17 protein-coding genes are annotated in these 21,301 nt (G+C 47.0%); 8 read left to right on the top strand and 9 right to left on the bottom strand.

Annotation, left to right across the window (positions count from 1 at the left end; genetic code table 11):
- Window positions 1-76 precede the first annotated feature (76 nt).
- Complete coding sequence (locus NDI44_RS02515) at window positions 77-478, top strand: response regulator (protein WP_190413546.1); 402 nt, start codon at window positions 77-79, stop codon at window positions 476-478.
- Between the two features lie 221 nt (window positions 479-699).
- Here the strand turns inward: NDI44_RS02515 and NDI44_RS02510 are convergent, their stop codons facing one another.
- Together NDI44_RS02510 and recN are read right to left on the bottom strand one after the other, a co-directional pair.
- Window positions 700-3,318, bottom strand: coding sequence for an adenylate/guanylate cyclase domain-containing protein (locus tag NDI44_RS02510; protein WP_242037093.1), 2,619 nt, complete (start codon window positions 3,316-3,318; stop codon window positions 700-702).
- A gap of 155 nt (window positions 3,319-3,473) precedes the next feature.
- Window positions 3,474-5,348: a DNA repair protein RecN gene (recN, locus tag NDI44_RS02505; RefSeq protein ID WP_190413543.1), complete on the bottom strand. Its 1,875-nt coding sequence runs from the start codon at window positions 5,346-5,348 to the stop codon at window positions 3,474-3,476.
- Window positions 5,349-5,627: 279 nt separating this feature from the next.
- Between recN and NDI44_RS02500 the strand changes: the two genes are divergently transcribed.
- On the top strand, window positions 5,628-7,721 hold the full coding sequence (locus NDI44_RS02500; protein ID WP_190413541.1) for an AarF/ABC1/UbiB kinase family protein: 2,094 nt from the start codon (window positions 5,628-5,630) through the stop codon (window positions 7,719-7,721).
- 307 nt (window positions 7,722-8,028) lie between these two features.
- Window positions 8,029-8,808: a PRC-barrel domain-containing protein gene (locus tag NDI44_RS02495; protein WP_190413539.1), complete on the top strand. Its 780-nt coding sequence runs from the start codon at window positions 8,029-8,031 to the stop codon at window positions 8,806-8,808.
- 51 nt (window positions 8,809-8,859) lie between these two features.
- Here NDI44_RS02495 and NDI44_RS02490 read toward each other — a convergent pair whose 3' ends face one another.
- Both NDI44_RS02490 and NDI44_RS02485 read right to left on the bottom strand, forming a co-directional pair.
- Window positions 8,860-10,179: an ATP-binding protein gene (locus tag NDI44_RS02490; RefSeq protein WP_190413537.1), complete on the bottom strand. Its 1,320-nt coding sequence runs from the start codon at window positions 10,177-10,179 to the stop codon at window positions 8,860-8,862.
- Between the two features lie 489 nt (window positions 10,180-10,668).
- The gene (locus tag NDI44_RS02485) at window positions 10,669-10,962 is read right to left on the bottom strand and encodes a type II toxin-antitoxin system prevent-host-death family antitoxin (RefSeq protein ID WP_190413533.1); all 294 of its coding nucleotides are present in this window, start codon (window positions 10,960-10,962) and stop codon (window positions 10,669-10,671) included.
- Between the two features lie 286 nt (window positions 10,963-11,248).
- Here NDI44_RS02485 and NDI44_RS02480 point away from each other — a divergent pair, with 286 nt between their 5' ends.
- Window positions 11,249-12,310, top strand: a complete 1,062-nt coding sequence (locus NDI44_RS02480; RefSeq protein WP_190413531.1) for a cold shock domain-containing protein — start codon at window positions 11,249-11,251, stop codon at window positions 12,308-12,310.
- A 197-nt stretch (window positions 12,311-12,507) separates the two neighbouring features.
- Here the strand turns inward: NDI44_RS02480 and bchB are convergent, their stop codons facing one another.
- The 4 genes from bchB to NDI44_RS02460 form a co-directional block, all read right to left on the bottom strand.
- On the bottom strand, window positions 12,508-14,034 hold the full coding sequence (gene bchB, locus NDI44_RS02475; RefSeq protein ID WP_190413529.1) for a ferredoxin:protochlorophyllide reductase (ATP-dependent) subunit B: 1,527 nt from the start codon (window positions 14,032-14,034) through the stop codon (window positions 12,508-12,510).
- A gap of 246 nt (window positions 14,035-14,280) precedes the next feature.
- A complete protein-coding gene (gene rph / locus NDI44_RS02470) occupies window positions 14,281-15,009 on the bottom strand; it encodes a ribonuclease PH (RefSeq protein WP_277877612.1) in 729 nt (242 codons plus the stop codon).
- A 148-nt stretch (window positions 15,010-15,157) separates the two neighbouring features.
- Entirely contained in the window at window positions 15,158-16,054 is an 897-nt protein-coding gene (gene rsmH / locus NDI44_RS02465) for a 16S rRNA (cytosine(1402)-N(4))-methyltransferase RsmH (RefSeq protein ID WP_190413527.1), read from the bottom strand.
- Window positions 16,055-16,490: 436 nt separating this feature from the next.
- A complete protein-coding gene (locus NDI44_RS02460; RefSeq protein WP_190413525.1) occupies window positions 16,491-17,153 on the bottom strand; it encodes a DJ-1/PfpI family protein in 663 nt (220 codons plus the stop codon).
- A gap of 114 nt (window positions 17,154-17,267) precedes the next feature.
- Between NDI44_RS02460 and NDI44_RS02455 the strand changes: the two genes are divergently transcribed.
- The 4 genes from NDI44_RS02455 to NDI44_RS02440 all read left to right on the top strand — a co-directional run bounded on the left by NDI44_RS02455 (window position 17,268) and on the right by NDI44_RS02440 (window position 20,401).
- Window positions 17,268-18,017, top strand: a complete 750-nt coding sequence (locus NDI44_RS02455) for a LuxR C-terminal-related transcriptional regulator (protein WP_190413523.1) — start codon at window positions 17,268-17,270, stop codon at window positions 18,015-18,017.
- A 253-nt stretch (window positions 18,018-18,270) separates the two neighbouring features.
- On the top strand, window positions 18,271-19,455 hold the full coding sequence (locus NDI44_RS02450) for an NAD(P)H-quinone oxidoreductase subunit H (protein ID WP_190413521.1): 1,185 nt from the start codon (window positions 18,271-18,273) through the stop codon (window positions 19,453-19,455).
- 203 nt (window positions 19,456-19,658) lie between these two features.
- Window positions 19,659-20,099 carry a cyanase gene (gene cynS / locus NDI44_RS02445; protein WP_190413519.1) on the top strand — a complete coding sequence of 147 codons (441 nt, stop codon included), beginning with the start codon at window positions 19,659-19,661 and terminating at the stop codon, window positions 20,097-20,099.
- Between the two features lie 122 nt (window positions 20,100-20,221).
- Window positions 20,222-20,401, top strand: a complete 180-nt coding sequence (locus tag NDI44_RS02440) for a PCP reductase family protein (protein WP_190413517.1) — start codon at window positions 20,222-20,224, stop codon at window positions 20,399-20,401.
- A gap of 207 nt (window positions 20,402-20,608) precedes the next feature.
- Here the strand turns inward: NDI44_RS02440 and NDI44_RS02435 are convergent, their stop codons facing one another.
- A complete protein-coding gene (locus tag NDI44_RS02435) occupies window positions 20,609-21,253 on the bottom strand; it encodes a hypothetical protein (RefSeq protein WP_190413516.1) in 645 nt (214 codons plus the stop codon).
- Window positions 21,254-21,301: the final 48 nt, after the last annotated feature.

The following is a 21,301-nucleotide window of genomic DNA, read 5'->3' as shown; positions in this document are numbered from 1 at the left end:
GATTGGGCTTTTTAATCGCCTTTGAACCGAATTCAATGATTGTAGGTTTTTGTATACTAAAAACTGGGTAAAGAAGATGTCTTCAACTTTGAGTGATATACCGACTATCCTAGCAGTGGATGATAGTAGCGTCATGCAGACGCTGATCAAACGTGCCCTAGAAAGAGACTACAAAGTTTTGGTGGCAGATAATGCAGTAGATGCCTTATCGGTGATTTACCACCAGCAGATTTCAATTTTATTACTGGATGTTTCCATGCCAGGGGTAGACGGCTTAGAACTCTGCCGCACAGTCCGGAGTTTACCGCAATTTAGCGAGCTACCCATCATCATGCTGACAGCCCGAGACGGAGTTTTTGATAAAGTACAGGGGCGTCTGGCGGGTGCAACTGAATATTTGACAAAACCCTTTGAGGCTGAGCAACTGCGCCAGATTGTTGGCAGTTTTATTAATTCAAATTGTTCAACTGAAATTTAATTTCCACTCCCTCAAACTAGAAGTGTTAGCGTAGCGAATACTTGTTGGTTAAAATTAGTTACCAACACGATGCCATTGGTTCACATCCCCAACTTCTCTCTCGAAGTCGGGGATCTCGCCTTCAGGAATCATTTAAGACGGTTACAGTTATCCTAATCCTGGGTGATTTTGCTGATAGCTCATCGCAAAAATAGAGGCTTGAGATTAGCCATTAGCCATTCCTACTTTTCCGTCAACGTGAAAACCCCATCCCAGTTATCAGGAGGCGGTTCTTGGAGAAACAACTGACAGCGTTTCAGGTGCAAAGCAGCCGCTTTGTCGTTTTTGTCAATTTCTTCCAGAATCGTGCCAAACTCACCCATTGCGCGAGTAAACTTGCGATTTAGGTAATACTCGCGTCCTTTATGGTAAAGCTCGATCGTCATTTGCTTTTGATCTGAGATTTTCTCTTCCCGCAGTCCCACCAGTTCATAGATATTCACTGGCGTAGTCTTACCTTTGACTCGAATACAATCAAGTTCTCTTGCCCAAATCAGATTCTTGCAAGGCTGATAAGTGCTTTCGCTAATCACAATATCGCAACCATATTGTTTGCTAGCACCTTCTAAGCGAGATCCCAAATTCACTTCGTCACCAATTGCGGTGAACTCCATGCGCTTACTGGAGCCAATATTACCGCTAATTACCGTACCGGAATTAATCCCAATCCCAATCTTAAACGTTGGGAATCCGATGTCTTGGCGACAGGCATTAAATTCTGTCAAACGATGACGCATTTCGACGGCTGTTTGTACCGACATCCAGGCATGATCCGGCAAGGGTAAGGGAGAACCAAAGACTGCCATAATGGCATCGCCAATATATTTATCGAGGGTGCCTTTGTGTGTAAAAACAGCGTCTACCATCGACTCAAAATATTCATTGAGCATCTGCACCACGTCTTCTGCATTCATACTTTCGGTTAAGGTGGTGTAGCTGCGAATATCTGAGAACAAGATGGAAACTTCTTTTTTATCGCCCCCTAGTTTGGCATCACCGCTATTGATTAACTGTTCTGCTAATTCTTGAGTCATATAGCGGTACATCGTACTCTTGAGCCGTTTCTCCTGAGAGATGTCATCCATCACTACCAAGGCACCGTAGACGTTGTTATTGTCGCTGGCATCTGCAATGGAGTTAATTGACAAGTGAACGCTATGTTGTTCTGCTTCTGTAGAGAGCAGAGTTTGATCGGGGTAGTATTGCTGGCGGCTTTTTTCTTCAGCGGCGTCTATCGCAGCTTTAAACCATTTAGAAAAGTCACCTTCTTTGATGCGGATCAGATCGGCAATTTTTCTACCTTCTATATGGTCTTCATTTTTAAATCCTAAGAGTCGCTTGGCGCTTTCATTCGCTGCAATAATCTGACCGGATTTATCAGTAGAGAGAACTCCATTAGAAAGGCTGCGGAGAATGTCACGCTGCATTTGTTCTTGCTGTTTGACCGTAGCAAACAATTTGGCATTTTGCAGCGCTACACCGGCTTGAATATTAAATGCTTCCATGAAAGCTTCATCACTTTGATTAAAGCTTGCCTTCCAGCATTCGGGAGGTTCGGGCCAAGTTTCCGGATTATAAGGGGGAAATTCTCCCTGTTTTTTCTTATTTACAAGTTGGGTGACACCAATCAACGCTTTGTCAGCGTTAAAGATTGGCATACATAATAAGCTACAAGTACGATAGCCATTTGCCTGATCGACTTGTTTAGACACTTCAGAATCTGGATCGGCATAGAGGTCAAAGGAGATATTCAGGGGTTTGCCGGATTCAGCAACTTTCCCGACATAACCTTTTCCGACTGGCACTCGCAGTTCTCGCATGGAACCGTCGGAAAGAGGGATTCTTGTCCACAAGTCATGGCGATCGCTATCTAACAGCCACAGGGTGCTACGATCTGCATTCATCAGCTCCTGGGCTTCATGCATCACCCGGTTCAGGGTATCTTCTAAGTCGAGATTGCTTTGGCTTAAGGATCGAGTCGCCTTCATCAAGGCATCAGAAGCCCGCTGTCTCTGCGTTGCCATGTAAAAAGAGCGGGAACTTTCTAGAATCAGGCGAATGGAAGGCGCAAATTCTGCAAAAATTCTTTCATCTTTTGAAGTAAAACCATTGAGATCGATTCTTTCCCCTAACGGCTTTCCTGGCTGATTTGGTAAATTTAATTTATTAATTAATTGAACGACAGCGACTAAATTTCCCTCTTCGTTTACCAGAGGTAAAGTCAACATCGTATAGGTGCGATAGCCATTTTCTTGGTCTTTCTTTTTGGCGAACGCAGAGCGCGGATCTTCGTAAAAATCAAAGGGAATATTAATACTTTTTTTATGGGTTGCTACCTCACCGGCAATGCCTTTATCGGCCGGAATCCGCAACTCTAAAGGTCGCCCCTCTGCGCCTTCAGCAAGAATTGACCAGAGTTGGTTCTTTTCTTCATCCAGTAAATAGATGGTTGTGCGATCTGCGCCGAGTAATTCTCCGGTTTTTAAGGTAATGGCATTCAACATTTCTTGAAGAATGGCATCAAACCCCTGACTATCAGTCAACATCGACAGGGTTTGATTGACTACCTGAAGTTTTTCTTCGACACCTGTGACGACTTCTTTGAAAGTTTCCTTATTCAGTGGGGCAAGAAGTGCCGTAAAACTTCCTTCTTTTGTGGCTAATGCACCACCCGTACCAGTAGGAATATTTGTAGGGGTTTGGGGAATTTGATTTCCTGTTTGATTTTCATCGTGGGGAACAACATCAATCACCCTGTCTGTATCGTTCCAACCATGCATTTTGGTAGATGAAGGTGTCATAGATTTTTTCAGATGCCTGAATTTGAGCGAGGTACGAGGCGGTGGAATTATCCTACAAATTTAACAGCCAAACTTTTTGTGCCTAGTGAGCAAATGCCATACTACTTACTCAACAGTTTACTCTTTGTTTTGGGGTTGGATAGAGGGCAGGTTATTTATTTGTTGTTCTTGGTCTTGCGTCCATTATGTTTGACTGCGGCTTGAGCTAGCAAGGACTCTGCAAAAGCGATCGCATCTTTGGCAGAATGTCCCCCAGCTAGTGTTGCTAATTCTTGGCGGCGAGTCTGGTGATTGTCAAGCACGCTGACTCGGACAACCGTGCGTTCGGAAGCCTGAAGGATGTAAGATGTCGGGTCTTCTTCCCGGAGTCCTTGAATTGCTCTCTCTAAGGGGAGGGTTGGATGAATTGCTTCGGCGTTGGTTGTCGAGACTTCGCCCTTTTTCCCAGCCTTCTTGGAGGGATCTGGCTTCTGGCTTCCTTCAACGACGTGTTTATCGACGCGGAAATGGCGGTCAGCCATTGCGGCGACGAGGGGTTGGTGAGTGACGCAAAGAACTTGATGTCCCTGAGAAAGTTGGTGGAGTTTCTCAGCGATCGCTTGGGCAACCCGTCCGGACACCCCGACATCGATTTCGTCAAAAATTAGGGTTCCGGCAGCTTCCAGTTGCGAGAAACAAGCTTTCAGCGCCAGCAGGAAGCGGCTCATTTCCCCCCCAGAGGCAGTAGCAGACAGCGGTTGCAGGGGTTCGCCTGGGTTGGGACTAAAATAAAAGGCGATCGCGTCGGCACCTGTTGCGGTTGGGGGACAAGGGGTAATTTTGACTTGAAACTGCACCTTTTCCATCGCTAAAGGCTTGAGTTCTGCCACGAGCCTGCTTTCTAGTTTGTTGGCAGCAACGCCGCGCAAAGCGGTCAACTGGTCAGCCGTAGATGTCAAAGTTTCATGACATTGAGAATAGATTTTTTCCAGTTCTTCGAGGGAGTGACCGCTATCGGTGAGGAGAGCGAGTTCAGCTTGGATGCTCTGACTGTAGGCGATCGCTTCCCCTAACGTCGGGCCATACTTACGGCAAATCTGCTTCAGGGTGCGGATGCGCTCTTCCACTTCCGCCAGTCGCTGGGGATCGGCTTCTAAAGAAGCACCGTAAGCATTAATTTGCTGTCCGGCTTCCACCACTTGCGCCAGAGCCGTACTCACCATATCCAGAACGGGTTGCAGCGTGGCATCATACGTTACCATATCAATCAGCGTGGCTTCAGCTTGACCTAATAAGTCTGCACCCGCTGACTCCCCCGCATCATTTTGATAAAGAGCTTGATAAACCTGATAACTCAGCTGTTGTAACTCCACCACATGACTTAAGCGCTGGCGTTCTTGTTCGAGCTGTTCTGGCTCATCCGGTTCGCTCAAATTAGCGGCAGTTAATTCTTGGGCTTGATACTGTAGCAAATCGAGCCGTTGCAAGCGTTGCTGCTCGGACTGACGGCGTTTGTCTAAGCGATCTCGTGCTTGTTGGCAGTCGAGATAGGCAGCTTGAACGACTGAGCGTTGCTGTAGCACCGCCTCGCCGCCATAGACATCCAGTAACTCTCGCTGAAGCGCGGGTGCCACGAGTTGCACGGTTTGACCTTGGGCAGTAATTTCTACTAAGCGATCGCGCAGGCGATCCATTAATTGCCGGTTGACCAGAACGCCATTGACGCGAGAGCGGCTGCGGAGGCTTCCTTGCAGGCAGGCTATCTCCCGACAACAAACCACTGCTGTATCATCCAGCAGCTCGATCTCTTGTTCGGAGAGCCACTCGGTCACAACTCGGTCAACCTTGAAGGTGGCTTCAACCAAAGCGCGATCGCTACCCGTGCGAATCGACCATTTGCTGACTTTTCCGCCCAAGGCGGCGTCAATCGCATCCAGGATAATCGACTTTCCCGCGCCGGTTTCGCCGGTCAGGACATTCAATCCAGAGCCAAATTCAAGCTCCAGATGGTCAATCAAGGCAAAGTTTTCAATCCGTAGGGACAGGAGCATGGAGCAAAATTCACCTTGAGGGAAGAGGGCAGGCAGTGGCAACCCAATGAACAATGGCAAGTGCGAAGCATTTGATGCTGTGCGAGTTATTTAAAAAAGGTACTGGGCTACCAAACTTAGTTTAGTGTTTAGTTTTAAGTCCCGAAACTTTTTCAGGGTAGCGGGAAATTGACCGAACTGGCATTGTCCCCAGCTAGAGCCGGAATACCTTGTCCTGGCGCTTCCCCTACTTATTGTTACAATACTTAACAGAGTTGCTCTGAGTCGGTTCCCAAGCTTATGAATGTTAAAAGAGTCTCCCCTATGTCACATCGGACAGACGCAAGCGATCGCATTTCTACAACAGGTGTGATGAAACCTGCCCAGACAGCGTCCGCCGCGCCAGGAGAGGCGGTCGTGGTGGAGTATGAGCTGACGCCGACAGCAGAGCAATATCCAGCAGCCGTAGATGCCCAAACCGCCTATATCCAAGCAGAAGAACTGCGCTACGACCCCGTCGCCATTACCGATTACTACCGGAGGCGTCCATTCCAAGTTTGGGGGCGATTGTTCAATATTCTGGTGCCGATACTCCGCTTTGGACTGAGTTTGTGGTGGGACAAGCAAACAGGTAGCGTTCCCAAGAACGAGCGGAAACGGGCAATTCGATTGCGGACAATCATCACGAGACTGGGACCCGCCTATATTAAGGTGGGGCAAGCGCTCTCGACCCGACCAGACTTAGTTCCGACGACTTATTTAGACGAACTAAGTCACTTGCAAGACCAACTGCCACCTTTTCCCAATGAATTAGCTTATCGGTTTATTGAGGAAGAATTAGGCGATCGCCCCGAACAAATTTACGCCGAACTCTCCCCCACCCCGGTAGCCGCTGCCTCCTTGGGACAAGTCTACAAAGGCAAGCTCAAGACTGGCGAAACCGTCGCTGTGAAGGTGCAGCGTCCCGGCTTAAGAGAAAACATTGCCCTAGATATTTACATCCTGCGTACCCTTGCCGGGTGGGCGCAGAGAAATCTCAAACAGGTGCGGAGCGACCTCGTATCCATCATGGATGAATTTGGCACCCGCATCTATGAAGAGATGGACTATACCCAAGAGGGTCACAACGCCGAGCGCTTTGCCTCTCTATACGGTCACTTACAAGATATTTACATTCCCAAGATTTACTGGGAATACACCCAGCGTCGCGTCCTGACAATGGAGTGGATTAACGGCACCAAATTGACCCAGCCAGAGGCACTCCGCGCTCAGGGAATTGATGCCGTTCATTTAATCGAGGTTGGCGTTCAGTGTTCGTTGCGGCAATTGCTAGAACATGGCTTTTTCCACGCTGACCCCCATCCAGGTAACTTGTTAGCGACGACTGACGGTCAACTTGCTTATCTGGATTTTGGCATGATGAGCGATGTCAAACCTTATCAGCGGTATGGCTTAATTGAAGCCGTGGTTCACATGGTCAACCGGGACTTTGAAGGCTTAGCCCGCGACTACGTGAATCTAGAGTTTTTAACCCCAGAGACTGACCTGGCTCCCATCATCCCAGCCCTTTCCAAGGTCTTTAGCAACGCGCTGGGAGCTAGTGTCGCGGAGATGAACTTTAAGAGCATCACCGATGATATGTCGGCGTTGATGTACGAGTATCCCTTCCGCGTTCCAGCCTACTACGCGCTGATTATCCGCTCTTTAGTCACGTTAGAGGGGATTGCGATTAATGTCGATCCCAATTTTAAAGTTCTCAGTAAAGCGTATCCCTACGTTGCCAAGCGCCTCTTGACAGACCCTTCCCCGGAATTGCGGGCATCTCTGCGCGACCTCCTGTTCAAAGACGGCAGTTTCCGCTGGAATCGTCTGGAAAATCTGTTAAAAAATGCCCGTTTCAGTGACGATTATGACCTGACTCAGGTGCTGAACCAGACTCTAGATTTTCTGTTCTCAGAGCGGGGTGCATTTATCCGGGAACACCTAACGGATGAAATTGTGAAGGGTATCGATTCGCTGGGACGCCGCACCTTCCAAAATGTCACGTATTCGCTACGCGAACGGGTGGGGATGACAGTGAATGAGGCACCGCCGTCGGCAGAAACGCCCGCCAGTCTGGAGCATATTAAACGGATCTGGGATATTCTCCAGGAAACGAGCGGATTTGACGCGATGCAACTGTTGCCTGTGATTCCCCAATTGCTGATGAAGCCAGAAACTCAGCGCATGGGTCAAAAAATTGCCGGGGGTTTGGTGCAGCGAGTGGCGGCGCGATTGATTCGGGACGTTTTACTTCAGGATGCGCCCCCAAAAGCCTCCCAGAACGGTCACACGCCACGTACTTATCCCCCTACATCACCACGCTTAGCGTTGCCGCCTGCTGCCGCGAGATAAGGCTGTAGAGACCGTTGGGACATGGGAAAACTAGCTGGGTCACTGAAGAGCGTGAAGAGCGATCGCTCTGGTGACAATATCGTTCAGTTGAGAATGATCTTAGTTAAGAATGATCTTAGGTTGGGTGGAGCTGACGCTCCGCCCAACTTTTGCTTTATTAAGTTGGTTTATCTTGGCTTAACCTCAACTCACACTTTGATTAGGAAACGTTTACAAGAAAGCTAAGTTTGAGGCGATCGCTTCCCGACTCTTGTTAATCTAAAGCAGCATATATTGCCAATTGGATGAATCTCTAAGGATTTTGGTCATGAACGCGCAACCACAGATAATTAGACAAAGTGACTTACTCAATCGGCTGGTACTCGATCGCAGTACAGCAGAAGAAGTCGGTCGGGTAGAGCAATTGTGGCTAAATTCTCAATCTCACCAAGTCGTAGGGTTTAGCTGCAAGTCAGGATTTTTGGGTAGTCTAAAACAGGTGTTTAGGTGGGAGCAAATTACTACGATTGGCACCGATAGTATTATTGTCAACAACACTCCAGAAGTTATTGAACCCGAAACGCCAATTCAGAAAATTTCTTTAATTGGACATGAGGTGTGGACTGACGCTGGCAACAAAGCTGGCAAAATTATAGACTATCTCTTCAATCCTAAAACCGGCGCTGTTGTTAATTACTTATTTGTTTCTAGTGGTTGGCGCGGCGTTTTGAATGGTGTTTATTTGCTCCCGGTAGAAGCTATTTCTAGCACGGGTAGTAAACGAGCGCTTGTCGCGGATGCCATCGTCCAAACTCCGCAACAGTACACCCAGGGACTTAATCAAAAAATGAGTCAAGCCGCAGAGTTACTCAGAGAAGACTATAAGAAAACTCAGGATGATTTAGAAGCGCTAAAGCGCAGCGCTCAAAATATTGCTGAACAAGTCAAAGATACGACTGAAACAATGACTAGCATAGCTAAAGAAAAACTTTCTGAGGCGAAGCAGCAACAAGACGCTTCTCAACCAAATGAGACGATAAAAACGATCGATACGACGGCTCAGCCTTTACCGAGTGAGCCTCCAGAGCTACCTGGAAACACTAATTAAGCGAATGGGAGAAGAAATTGATGATGAAGCGCATCAAATAATCTTTACTTATCATTTTTGATTCAGTTGATTGAGCGGCAACTTAACGGTAAAAGTCGTGCCACTGCCAACCTCACTTTTGACAGCGATCGCTCCATCGTGTAAATCAACACACTCTTTAACGATTGTCAATCCCAGCCCTGTACCAGAGATTGTGCCGACATTCGTTCCTCGATGGAATCGCTCAAACAAGCGTCGTTGGTCCTCTTTTGGGATTCCTATTCCCTCGTCCTGAATTTGGAAGATTGCCTCACGATCCTGACAGATAAGTTCAAAATGAACTTTGCCACCTCTAGGAGAATATTTAATTGCATTTGAAAGCAAATGGTCAATAATTTGTCGCAGCAGCTTTTTATCCAGGTAGGCGTTAGCACACTGCCCTTGATGAATAAAAGTAATCGCGTGTTGGGAGCCTATGCTAAGTTGCAATTCTTCCACCAACTCGCGGCTAAACTCTACTAAATCCACTGGTATGGGATTAAGCTCTAACTTGCCAGCCTCTGTTTTATCCAGAAGGAGGATGTCGTTTAACAACCGAGCCATTTGTTTGCTAGCAGCTCTTATTTTCTGGAAATGCGAGTCTTTTTGTACGTCAGATAATTTGTGTTTGTAGCGTTCCAGTAATTCAGCAGACATAGAGATAATTGTCAGTGGCGTGCGGAATTCATGAGATGCAGCCCTGATGAAGCGAGATTTGAGATTGCTAAGTTCTTTTTCTTGTTCTAGTGCTTTTCGGGTTTGTTCCGCCTGTTTGTGGCGTTCGGTGATGTCACGCACTAGCCAGCGCAAACCGATTAAGTTGCCGGAGCGATCGCGTATCGCAGCCACATTCAGTGCAGCTGGGAACGACTGACCTTTTGAGGGTTGTACGCGCACTTCCCAGTCGTGCAACTGCGGGAAGTCATTCAATTGGGTCAATATATCCCGAAAGGTTTTGCGATCTTCCTTAGGCACAAAAATCGCCATTGGTTTGCCGATTAGAGAATTCTGGGAGCGGTTCAGCAAAGCCGATGCTGTGCGGTTAGCCTCCTGAATGATTCCCAAGGTATTCGTCACTAAGTACCCGTCTGGGGCAAACTCAAATAGCTCTTGGTAGCGCTGGCGTTCTGCTTTCACAGTCTCGTAAGCGATCGCAAGTTGTTCGTTACGTTCCTGCAACTCCTCTGTAGCGACCTGCAACTCTTCCAAGGCTATGGAGAGTTCCTGCAAAGCCTCGTTTGTCAGTGTTTCCTGCGAATGCGGAAGGGAAGGGGATTCCCTAGTACGCTTCCACAGCTCGTGCAGGCGCTGTTGTGCCGCCTCAATCTGTTGGTTAAATATTTCCTCTTCCATCACCTACTTGTTCTGTGAGAATAAAGTTTAAGGGTTTATGCGCTTCCAGGAGTTTTCATCGGTTTATCAGCGATCGCTTCCTTCATTCTCACAGCCGCATGAATTTAGTATAAAAGCAAATACTCTCACAAACGATGGCAGATAAGGAACAACCCTATTACTTACCAGAATAATATTTGTAACTAGCGGAAGCAGCCAACGATAAAAGTGAGTATTACGAGAGTAAAGTCTTGCCCTTGCTAAGTTGAAGCTCTCAATGAGCCTTAAAAAGGACAAATAGAATTCTCATTTAGGACTGCTACAGTGATCGCGCGTTGCTGCAATGGACGCGATCGAGCTTCTTTTCCTCATCCAAAGTCTATCTTCCCGATAAGTAAAGAAGTTGTAAAATATTTTCTGTTTATATAAAGTTAGTAAGTTGAAAGGAGCAGCGATCGCGTTTTCAATAATGGTATCAAGCTTGGACAAAATCAATTCTGTCATTGCTGACTAAGTACACTCTTCTGAGTCAATCCCTAACTCCTCACGATGGCTGTCAATACTCTGTGGTTCTAAAGTTCTAGCTTTGGCTCGTTCTAAAGCAGTTAGCAAACGTGCTGCATTCTTAGGTGAACGAAGTAAATAGGCTGTTTCTAGCAAACTATTTAATTCGTCAGCAGCAATCAAGGCGACGCTTTCACCTTCGCGCCGAGTAATTATCACCACATCTCGATCTGCAACTACGCGATCGCACAGTTCGGCTAGGTTGGTACTAGCATCAGTGAACGTTGTCTGGTTGGACATGGTGGATGATTCCCTCATGCTATATGCCTTTTCAGTACATGATAGCTTGACGAACTGGAGAGAGCGAGCGCGCCTTTAATTAAACACACTCAAACTTACCTTCTCAATCCTTAAGCAATTTTTTAATTAAGATTGTTACTTTGTCTCAATTTTTGGGAACTCTAGATAAGAAGTTAGTCCTGAATTTTTATTCAGGCAGAAGTTCAGGGGAATTTATCTATAAATGTAGTCCCCGCTCTTTATTCTTCACAAATAGAAGTATCTTTCAGTAGAGTAGTCAAAAAAAATGAGCGAAGCTTCTGAAAAAATTCGGGTTTGGGGTCGCGTACAAAAACTTTTGAGTGACAGGAAAGCCGGATTTATTACACCCGATCAGGGAACTGACGATCTTTATTTTGTTGCTCAGCAAGTTGAGGGTGATAAATTTGAAATCCTAAAACAGGGAGATACAGTTACTTTTACGATTGGTAAAAGCAAGGACGGCAGGCAATTCGCTAATGAAGTAGCATTAGCAAAAGAAGAAGACAATAACACATTTTCTGGGACTGAAACTCGTCTCACAGGTTGGGTCAAAACTCTTCTCAGTCACAAGCCAGCCGGATTTATTAGGCTTGATGGCAGCACTCAAGACTTTTATTTTGTCGCCCAACAAGTTGAGGATGATAGATTTGAGGCTCTAAAACAGGGAGATGTAGTTACCTTTACGATTGGTAAAGGCAAAGACGGGAAGCAATTCGCTAATAAAGTACAGCTTTCTCTTGATAGCTTTACAGATAAAAACAATCTTCCCGCACCTCAATTAACTGTTATAACCTGTGAGGAACTTAAGAGACAAATTATTGAGCAATTCAAGCGCATATTATTAACAACAAATCCTAGCGAATTTGAAGACCTTGTTTTTTTATTACTAAGAACCCTGGGAATCCACTCTCTTTATCAGTATGACAAAAGAAATCAAGCTGGTAGAGCAGATGGCTTTTTTGTGATTGGTAACCTTGCTGTCATGTATGATTGTACTCTTAGGCAATCTTTTGAAGAATATAAAAAAGATCAAATTGAAAACTATGTCAATAAGCTGGAGCAAGCTCAGTTGACCTTTGATCTCAAATCATCAGATGGTGCGAAAAGGAAAAAAACTCTCAAAATCTCTGGCAAAAGTACACAAGTTTGGATAATTACGACAGGTCAAACACGGGAAATCAGCGACTACGGGGACATTAAAGTTAAGGAAGTCTCAGTTAACGACCTTATTTGGCTACTTCAAATGAAGTTGAACATGGATGCAATAGAAGAAGATGATCTTGCCCTAAATCTACTTTCCCGTATAGAGAAGGTCATTCCCGGCTAACCCTGAAGATTTCAGAATCCTGAGTAGGGGCGGTAACACCTCTCCCTACTCAAATAATCAGCTAATTACTAATCGTTAAATACCCGCCGATATTAACGAACAAAAAACTAAGTAACTTGCTGGTCTGTACTCAGAAAATAGTTCAGCAGCCAGTCCTATAAACTGGCTGCTGAATACTCATATTCACCAAGTTTTAATTATGCGCCGACAGCTTCCTTGGCGGCATACATCACTTCTAAAGTGATGACGTTGAAACCGCGATCGCGTGCAAATTTCTCAGTGTTGCGCTTCACTTTACCGCGCACAAAACCGGGAACTTTGTTCAGTTCTGCTTGCGCTTCCTTGTTCCAACCGAGGTCAGAATCAGCCGAAATCCCCTTGGTAATCACTTCCTTGGTGTCGTGTCCGCCGAAGATTTCTAACAGGTGATCTTCCATTCCCAAAGTGAAGGAATTGTAGATCAAATCTGTAATTTGGTTCGTACCTTCGTAACCGCAGAATGGCTTGTAACCAATGGGGAAATTCTGAACGTGAATCGGTGCTGCAATGACGCCGCAGGGAATATTTAGACGCTTACCGACGTGACGTTCCATTTGGGTACCGAAGATGGCAGAGGGTTCCACACGAGCGATCGCATCCCCAATTTGACCGTGGTCTTCGGTGACGATCACTTCGTCGCAGTATTCGCCTACCTGCTCTTTGAACCACTCAGCGTCGTACTTGCAGTATGTTCCCGCCCAAACAACGTGAATTCCCATTTCTCTGGACAGAATTTTCGTGATAGCGGCGGCGTGGGTGCTGTCGCCAAACACCACAGCTTTCTTCCCTGTCAAGTTTTGGCAGTCAATAGAACGGGAGAACCAAGCGGCTTGAGAAACGTGCAAAGTTTGCTCGTTGATGTAGTCTTCGTAGTTAACATCTGCGCCTTGAGCATTAATGATTTCCTGAATTTTGCGGATGCAACGTGCAGTTTCCACCACACCCATCGGCGTAATGTCTACAACAGGCATCCCAAATTCTTTCTCCAGATACTGAGCTGCCATTGGCCCGATTTCGCGGTAAGGAACCAGGTTAAACCAAGCCTTTGGCAAATTCTTGAGGTTGTGAACTGATGCGCCTTCGGGAATTACTTCGTTGACTTGAATCCCCAAGTCAGCCATCAACCGCTTCAACTCGGTGCAGTCGTGGTGATTGTGAAATCCGAGGCTGGAAATTCCGAGAATGTTAACCGAGGGCTTTTCAGTTTTCCCTTCGGGTAAATCGCCTTTTTTCCGGGCTTTCTCGATGTAAAGCTGGACAATTTGCCGCAGGGTAATGTCGGCTGCTTGCAGTTCATTGACGCGGTAGTGGTTCACGTCCGCCAGCATTACGTCTGACTTGGTTTCTATGGAAGCTCGTTCTACGAAGTTTTCCAGGTCTTCTTGGAGAATGCTGCTGGTACAGGTAGGAGTTAAAACAATTAGGTCTGGATGTTCCTCAACGTCTTTGCGGGTGATATTGTCCACCACCTTTTCTTGGGAACCACGCGCCAAAACGTTCCGGTCAACGGAACTGATGGTAACTGGAGTGAAGTTGCGATCGCGCTCTAGCATCGAGCGCATGACGTTAAAGTAGTCATCGCCAATTGGCGCGTGCATAATGGCGTGGACGTTCTTAAAGGAACTGGAGACCCGCAGAGTACCAATGTGCGCGGGACCTGCATACATCCAGTAAGCCAATTTCATAGAGTTCTCCCTTCGTGCTGATGACTATCTATCTATCTGGAATGAGCTGAAACAGTTGATTTCAAAGGCTAATTGTCTCAGATTGTCTCAAACATCCACCAACCCCGATCTCATGAGCGGTTAGGGTTCTGGTGAACTGCAAAAGTGCCTGGAATGCCCTTCATCTATATAATCCAGGCTGGTATAAGAGCGATCGCACTCTCGTCGATCTGAAACGATTCTTAATTTTTAGGGATATTCCTTTATTTAATGGGTCGAGGAACTCAATGCTTTGCGCTGTGCATCTAGCAATTCTTGAATCCCCTGTTCGGCTAAATCCAATATTTGATTGAGCTGAGTCCGATTAAAGGTGCCTTCCTCAGCCGTTCCTTGAACTTCAATGATGTTCAGTTGGTCGTCCATCACCACGTTGAAATCTACCTCAGCCGCCACATCCTCAACGTAGTTCAAATCTAAAACTGGCTCTCCCTGCAACAGTCCTACCGAAACTGCGGCAATTTGATGGCGAATTGGCGATCGCTCTAACTCTCCCTGCTGTATCAGCTTTTCTATCGCGTCTGCAAGTGCCACAAACCCGCCGAAAATCGAGGTTGTGCGGGTTCCCGCATCCGCTTGTAAAACATCGGCATCTATCGTTATCGTGCGTTCTCCGAGTACCTCTAAATCTAGCGACGCCCGCAAGCTGCGCCCAATCAATCGCTGAATCTCTTGAGTGCGTCCAGACAGCTTCATAAATTCCCGTGCTTGGCGTTGGGGTGTCGCACCCGGTAGCATCCGATATTCAGCCGTTAGCCACCCTTTGCCGGTGCCTTCTAAAAACTTGGGGACACCTTTTTGAATCGTCACACTACAGAGAACATGAGTGTCGCCGCAGCTCGTGAGAACCGAACCCGCTGCAAATCGGGTGAACATTCGTTCAAACCGAACCGGACGTAGTTGGTAAAATTGCCGACCATCAGGACGCAGCCAAGACATCGCACTTGCCTCAAAATTCTTGATTAGGATACAGCACTTACCAGTCAATTTAAGTTAATTAATCTGTTGAACTTTAACAATCTACGATGATTTATTTAGGAACGACTCACTGCTATAGCTTTCGGCTAAGGCGGCGAGTCGTTTGCTATCATTTTCGTTCTGCGATTCGCAGTTTAGCGGAGCGAGAGCGAGGATTATTTTCCAGTTCATCGTCTTGCGGTGTAATCGGTTTTTTGGTTAACACCTGCAATATCGGCGATTCTCTAAAACCATGCTTTACCAAGCGATCTTCTAAACTGTGAAAACTGATGATGCCAATCCTACCGCCTGGTTTGAGCCAGGTGGGTGCTTGATTGAGGAAAGTTTCTAGAGACTTTAACTCATCGTTGACGACAATTCGGAGCGCTTGAAATACCCGTGTGGCAGGGTGAATTCTGCCGTAGCGGTACTGACGGGGAACGCTATACGCGATCGCCTCTGCTAACCCAGTTGTTGTCTGAAATGGACGCTTTTCTACAATCGCCCTAGCAATCCGCCGCGACAGCCTCTCTTCCCCGTATTTAAAGAAAATATTCGCCAGTTCCGTTTCTTCCCAGTGATTAATGACTTCTGAGGCGGTCAGCGATTGCTGCTGATTCATTCGCATATCTAAGTCAGCTTGGTGGCGAAAACTAAAGCCTCGCTCTGGAACATCGAACTGAGCAGAACTCACGCCTAAATCCGCAATAATTCCGTCAAATATTAGACCATTCGCTTGATATTTGGTGAAATTGCCATGCCAAAATTGGATGCGTTCCCTAAAATCGTGCAATTGGGTTTTAGCCGCAGCGATCGCTTGTTCATCCTGGTCAATCGCCGTCACCCGAACATCCGGTGCCGCTTCCAGAATTAACCGACTGTGTCCGCCACCCCCCACCGTCGCATCCAGGTAGTGTCCCCCCGGACGGATTTCCAACCCGGCAATTAACTCCCGACTCAGTACCGACAGATGAAAAAATGCCGGTGCTTCCGTCTGATTGGTCAAACTCTTGTCAATTTCATCCATCAAAAAAACTTAGCGACGATAAATAGGCGCACCCTCTATTTTGCCTATAATTTTTCCGATTTTCTGGTTATACCCATGCTTATCGTTATAGGAGCAGGACATAAGCTTGAGCTGGAAGCTGGATTTCCAAGACCAGTTTATTCAGAGTGGAAATCTATCGCCGTTGCTCATTGTCGAGCGCTCTTGCCTTGCTCTCAATAGTAGCTGGTAGTGATTTTGGGCACGCTTTTGGTAAACGTTTGCCGCCTGGATTTGTCCTTGTTTGAGAAAAGCGCCAATTAACTCGCCCCCTGAAATAAGGTGGTCTGGATTGATAGCGATCGCCTTCTCAATTGAATACCTGAGTAATTAAGCTCTTGTTGAAGACGATCGAAATCGCAGAAAAACCAAGCTGTACCGCAGTCAATTTCCGAATTGGCTAGTCATGTCAAGCTGCCTATTCTACTTGTAAACCCAATGTCCCCATCGCGTATGACGTCGCCTTGTTCACTAAATCAGGCCCCGCTTTTTCGGGTGAACCAGCATCGAAGGGTGGGGCTGGATTGTACTCCATCAAGAGTTGAGCGATCTTGGCGGCTTCTTCACCACAAAGCGCTTTAGCAACCACGAGACCAAAATCAATGCCTGCTGTCACCCCTCCCCCCGTCATGCGATTGCGGTCAATGACGACTCGCTCTGTTCCGACTTCAACCCCCAACGCGGCTAGGTGTTCCCGCATCATCCAGTGAGTCGCTGCTCGATAGCCTTGCAGCAGTCCTGCCTTCGCCAAAAACATAGACCCGCCGCACACAGAGGTAATAAACTTTGCGGTGCTTCCTTGCCGACGCAGAAATCCAAGGATCTCTGGATCGTCTATGAGTGCCATCTGTTTTAAGCCGCCGCCCACACAGAGCACATCCAAGGGCGGGCAACGGTCAAAGGTGGTATCTGGCAAAATCATCATGCCGTCATCGGTTTCGATCGGGTCTAGCGTTTTCCAGATTCGATGAATCTGGACATTGGGAAGCGCACTAAAAACTTGCTGGGGTCCCACAATATCAAGTGCGGTCATGCCGGGATAGATAACCAAACCAATAATGTGCTTTTGCGAGTCAGTCATACATCAATCCTACTAATCGGGCTTGCAATGAAATCTATCCTTATACTAGGAATGGCAAACCACCGCGCCTAGTCCTCGATTGAGTACTCTTTAAGGCACAACACCCAATCCAAGATGATTTCCTTGCAGCTTTTATTTGAAGCCATCAGTCAGGTAAAAGAGGAACAAGACCTGCGATCGCAACTCGTGCCAAAAATTGGTGAGTACTTTGCTGCTAAGCGTTCGGGAATTTTTTTCTTCGACCAGCTTTTAGGCGACCGCAAGTTTCAAAAAGTGCTGAATGTTGTCTTATCCATTGAACATAATCCTGTGGCGCGTTACCTAGCAGAGCGCCATACGCCTGTCCATGAAGGATTAGTGACATCCCCAAAAGCCTGGGCAATCATTTGTCCTCGTCCCGATCATTGGCACGTGATGGCAGGACCAATTATCGATCGGGGTCAATTAATCGGCTCAGTGGGTTGCACCCGTGACAAATCAATGCCTGCCTTTGATGCCCAAGATATCGCTGATTTGAGTGCCATTTGTTTACACCTATCAGTTTGGATCGCCAGCGTGCGATTCGCGCCAAGCACAGTTAAAGACCCGATTTTGGAACCTCAGCACCAACCCTTAAAGACCCATCGCTTAACGTCTCGTGAGTTGGAAATTGCCAACTTGGTAGCGCTGGGTCGAACCAACACAGAAATCGGAACTGAACTTTGGATTACCGAGAATTCTGTCAAGCAGGCTTTGAAGCGAATGTTCCGTAAGCTTGAGGTTTCGTCTCGTACAGAAATGGTTGCACAGCTTTTTGCGACACAACACCATTTTCCGAGTGCAAAGCCATCTCCATCCAACTTGGCGCTGAACGCTCACCAATAACCTTTGGCGGCGTTGCCTAAATGATTACGATTTCAGCAACGCCGGATTCTCTACGTTGTGCCAAAATTCCCCTTGGTTAAATGCAGCTCGAATTCCGACGTATCCTGCGGACAAAGCTCCATATAATTAAGGAAGCGAAACAAAAATCAACACTCAGTAGTAAACAGACAGTGCCAGTCGGAGTGATTTTGGCGTGTTTACGAAATTTCAGGTGCGGCTGCCCAAATCGGCTTCAAGGAGAGATGGCTGAACTATGGCAAAGATAGAAACTAGAACAGAACCGATGGTGCTGAACATGGGTCCGCACCATCCCTCCATGCACGGAGTGCTGCGACTCATCGTTACCCTGGATGGGGAAGATGTCGTGGATTGCGAACCCGTGATCGGCTACCTGCATCGCGGCATGGAAAAAATTGCCGAAAACCGCACCAACATCATGTACGTCCCCTACGTCAGCCGGTGGGACTATGCAGCGGGAATGTTTAACGAGGCTGTCACCGTTAATGCGCCGGAAAAACTAGCCGGTATCTCAGTTCCCAAACGCGCCAGCTACATCCGCGTCATCATGCTGGAATTGAACCGTATCGCCAATCACTTGCTGTGGTTAGGACCATTTTTGGCTGATACGGGCGCTCAGACTCCCTTCTTTTATATCTTCCGCGAACGGGAGATGATTTATGACCTGTGGGAAGCCGCCACTGGTTATCGGATGGTGAATAACAACTACTTCCGCATTGGGGGAGTTGCCGTTGATTTGCCCTACGGGTGGGTTGACAAGTGCTTAGACTTTTGCGACTACTTCCTGCCAAAAGTTGACGAATACGAGCGCTTGATTACAGACAACCCCATCTTCCGCCGTCGCGTGGAAGGCGTGGGCACCATCAGCCGCGAAGAAGCGATCAACTGGGGACTTTCTGGCCCGATGCTGCGGGGTTCTGGCGTCAAGTGGGACTTGCGGAAAGTTGACCACTACGAATGTTACGACGACTTCGACTGGCAAGTGCATACGGAAACTGGCGGTGATTGTTTTGCCCGCTACTTGGTGCGGATTCGAGAGATGCGCGAATCTGTCAAGATTATTTACCAAGCTATCAAAGCACTCCCCGGTGGTCCTTACGAGAACTTGGAAGCCAAGCGTATGGCAGAAGGGCCAAAATCCGAATGGAATGGCTTTGACTACCAGTACATTGGTAAGAAAATCGCTCCCACTTTTAAGATTCCCAAAGGCGAACATTACGTCCGAGTCGAGAGTGGGAAAGGTGAGCTAGGAATCTATATTATTGGCGATGATAATGTCTTCCCTTGGCGTTGGAAGATTCGTGCAGCCGATTTCAACAACCTGCAAATCCTCCCTAGTCTTCTCAAGGGTGTAAAACTCGCTGATATTGTGGTGATTTTGGGTAGTATCGATATCATCATGGGTTCTGTAGACCGCTAAAAAAAGCAAAAGGCAAAAGGCAAAAATCGGTCGGAAAATGTCCACCTAAAAAGCCTAAAGCTTTAAAAGTAGCAGCGGATAGGTAGCGAATGTAACGGAATCGATTGTCGGTTAAAGGAGATAGTTTAACTGCTTCTAAAGCTGAGAAAAGATTCATTACAGTCGTTTCCAATCGTTGCTACTTTTTTTGTTGAGGTTTGTTAATGACTATTCCTGAAATTACTCAAATACTTTTGGCTGCTAAAAAAGAAAAAGGGTTAAGCTTTGCTGATTTAGAAAAGGCTGTTGGACGCGACGAAGTTTGGATTGCGGCAGTGATGTATCGTCAAGCAAGTGCTTCTGAAGAAGAGGCTAGTAAGCTGCTCTTCGCCTTAGAGCTTGACCCAAATTATGCTAAAGAACTAACAGAATGTCCGGTGAAAGGATTGGGACCAATTGTTCCCACTGACCCTCTGATTTATCGGTTTTATGAAATTATGCAAGTGTATGGAATGCCGCTAAAAAGCGTTATTCACGACAAGTTTGGTGACGGAATTATGAGCGCGATTGACTTTACTTTGGATGTGGAAAAAGAAGAAGATCCCAAGGGCGATCGCGTAAAAATTATTATGTCGGGTAAGTTCCTCTCCTATAAAAAGTGGTAGCTCGTTGGTAGGGTTGGGAAAGGCGATCGCTCTCAGGATGAGATCGCCTTCTTGATGGGACGCTGGAAAGCGCGATCGCTTCCCTGTTAAACTCCTGTTTTAAGGATTTTTTGGAGAAAACTGTGGCGAACCAACCCAATGCCGTAGAGTGGACACCCGAAGCTGAAGCCAAGTTGAAAGAAATTCCCTTTTTTGTCCGTCCCGCCGCTCGGAAAAAAATCGAAAAATTTGCACAAGAAGCAGGGCAAAAAATAATAACGGTGGAAGTTTATCAGCAAGCTAAACAACAGTTTGGGCAGTAGCAGAATTCGCCCGGAAGTTTAAGGGCGATCGTATTTTCGGTTGAGAGCGCGATCGTGTTTTGTCTTAGTTTTGCCTCAAGTATCGCAGTCGTAAATGATTCGTGAAGGCGAGATCCCCGACTTCGAGAGAGAAGTCGGGGATCTGAAGAGCCGAAGCGCAACTCAAATAGGATTGCTATATCAGGCGACACACACCCAGTTGAACGTTTAAAACCCGCTATAGTTGAGCGTTGGATTGGGTGTAGTTGAAAATCCTGTGTTCGGCAAGCTGGTGGTGCCAGGAGTCGTGATTAACCCGCCAGAATTGCTGGTACTAGGAGTGATGGGATAGCTACTCGGCAAGCTGGTAGTGCCGGGAGTCGTCATTAACCCGCCAGAATTGCTGGTACTGGGAGTGATGGGATAGGTACTCGGCAAGCTGGTGGTGCCTGGAGTCGTCATTAACCCGCCAGAATTGCTGGTACTGGGAGTGGTGGGATAGGTACTCGGCAAGCTGGTGGTGCCGGGAGCCGTTATCGTCCCATCTGGCAAGGTTGTATTACCCAAGGGGGCGGGAGACTGATTTGGTTGGGTTGTAGCATCCGGCTGGGTTGTATAGACTCCGAACATGGTTGTCGGATCGGCGGTCGTTGTAGACTGTTTTGCCTTGGTCTTTTTGGGTGAAGAACGCCTAGTTGTGCCAGTCTCCTCAGAAGCAGTTTCCTTGAGAGTAGAGTTTTGATTGAGTTGGGACATGACTGGAATACTGACCAAATAACAGATTCCAAGAAATCCAGCGATGCCAACAAAACCTTTGACTAAATTTTGCCCCGCCGATGACTTTTCTGATTTTGATCTTGTTCGTGGATTCATGGGTGCTTCCTAAATTGAGTAGAGTACCCGCATGGTGAACAAACCTCT

It is taken from the genome of Trichocoleus sp. DQ-A3 (assembly GCF_039961975.1).
Classification (GTDB): Bacteria; Cyanobacteriota; Cyanobacteriia; order Cyanobacteriales; family FACHB-T130; genus FACHB-T130.
This window is presented reverse-complemented; position numbering and strand designations above follow the sequence as displayed.

Excerpts from the sequence above, each read along its gene's own strand:
- rph (WP_277877612.1), bottom strand. The coding sequence starts at position 15,009 with ATGTCTTGGCTGCGTCCTGATGGTCGGCAATTTTACCAACTACGTCCG.
- NDI44_RS02490 (WP_190413537.1), bottom strand. The coding sequence starts at position 10,179 with ATGGAAGAGGAAATATTTAACCAACAGATTGAGGCGGCACAACAGCGC.
- recN (WP_190413543.1), bottom strand. The coding sequence starts at position 5,348 with ATGCTCCTGTCCCTACGGATTGAAAACTTTGCCTTGATTGACCATCTG.
- NDI44_RS02480 (WP_190413531.1), top strand. The coding sequence starts at position 11,249 with ATGAGCGAAGCTTCTGAAAAAATTCGGGTTTGGGGTCGCGTACAAAAA.
- NDI44_RS02455 (WP_190413523.1), top strand. The coding sequence starts at position 17,268 with ATGATTTCCTTGCAGCTTTTATTTGAAGCCATCAGTCAGGTAAAAGAG.
- NDI44_RS02500 (WP_190413541.1), top strand. The coding sequence starts at position 5,628 with ATGAATGTTAAAAGAGTCTCCCCTATGTCACATCGGACAGACGCAAGC.
- cynS (WP_190413519.1), top strand. The coding sequence starts at position 19,659 with ATGACTATTCCTGAAATTACTCAAATACTTTTGGCTGCTAAAAAAGAA.
- NDI44_RS02515 (WP_190413546.1), top strand. The coding sequence starts at position 77 with ATGTCTTCAACTTTGAGTGATATACCGACTATCCTAGCAGTGGATGAT.
- NDI44_RS02450 (WP_190413521.1), top strand. The coding sequence starts at position 18,271 with ATGGCAAAGATAGAAACTAGAACAGAACCGATGGTGCTGAACATGGGT.
- NDI44_RS02495 (WP_190413539.1), top strand. The coding sequence starts at position 8,029 with ATGAACGCGCAACCACAGATAATTAGACAAAGTGACTTACTCAATCGG.
- NDI44_RS02485 (WP_190413533.1), bottom strand. The coding sequence starts at position 10,962 with ATGTCCAACCAGACAACGTTCACTGATGCTAGTACCAACCTAGCCGAA.
- NDI44_RS02510 (WP_242037093.1), bottom strand. The coding sequence starts at position 3,318 with ATGACACCTTCATCTACCAAAATGCATGGTTGGAACGATACAGACAGG.
- rsmH (WP_190413527.1), bottom strand. The coding sequence starts at position 16,054 with ATGGATGAAATTGACAAGAGTTTGACCAATCAGACGGAAGCACCGGCA.
- bchB (WP_190413529.1), bottom strand. The coding sequence starts at position 14,034 with ATGAAATTGGCTTACTGGATGTATGCAGGTCCCGCGCACATTGGTACT.
- NDI44_RS02435 (WP_190413516.1), bottom strand. The coding sequence starts at position 21,253 with ATGAATCCACGAACAAGATCAAAATCAGAAAAGTCATCGGCGGGGCAA.
- NDI44_RS02460 (WP_190413525.1), bottom strand. The coding sequence starts at position 17,153 with ATGACTGACTCGCAAAAGCACATTATTGGTTTGGTTATCTATCCCGGC.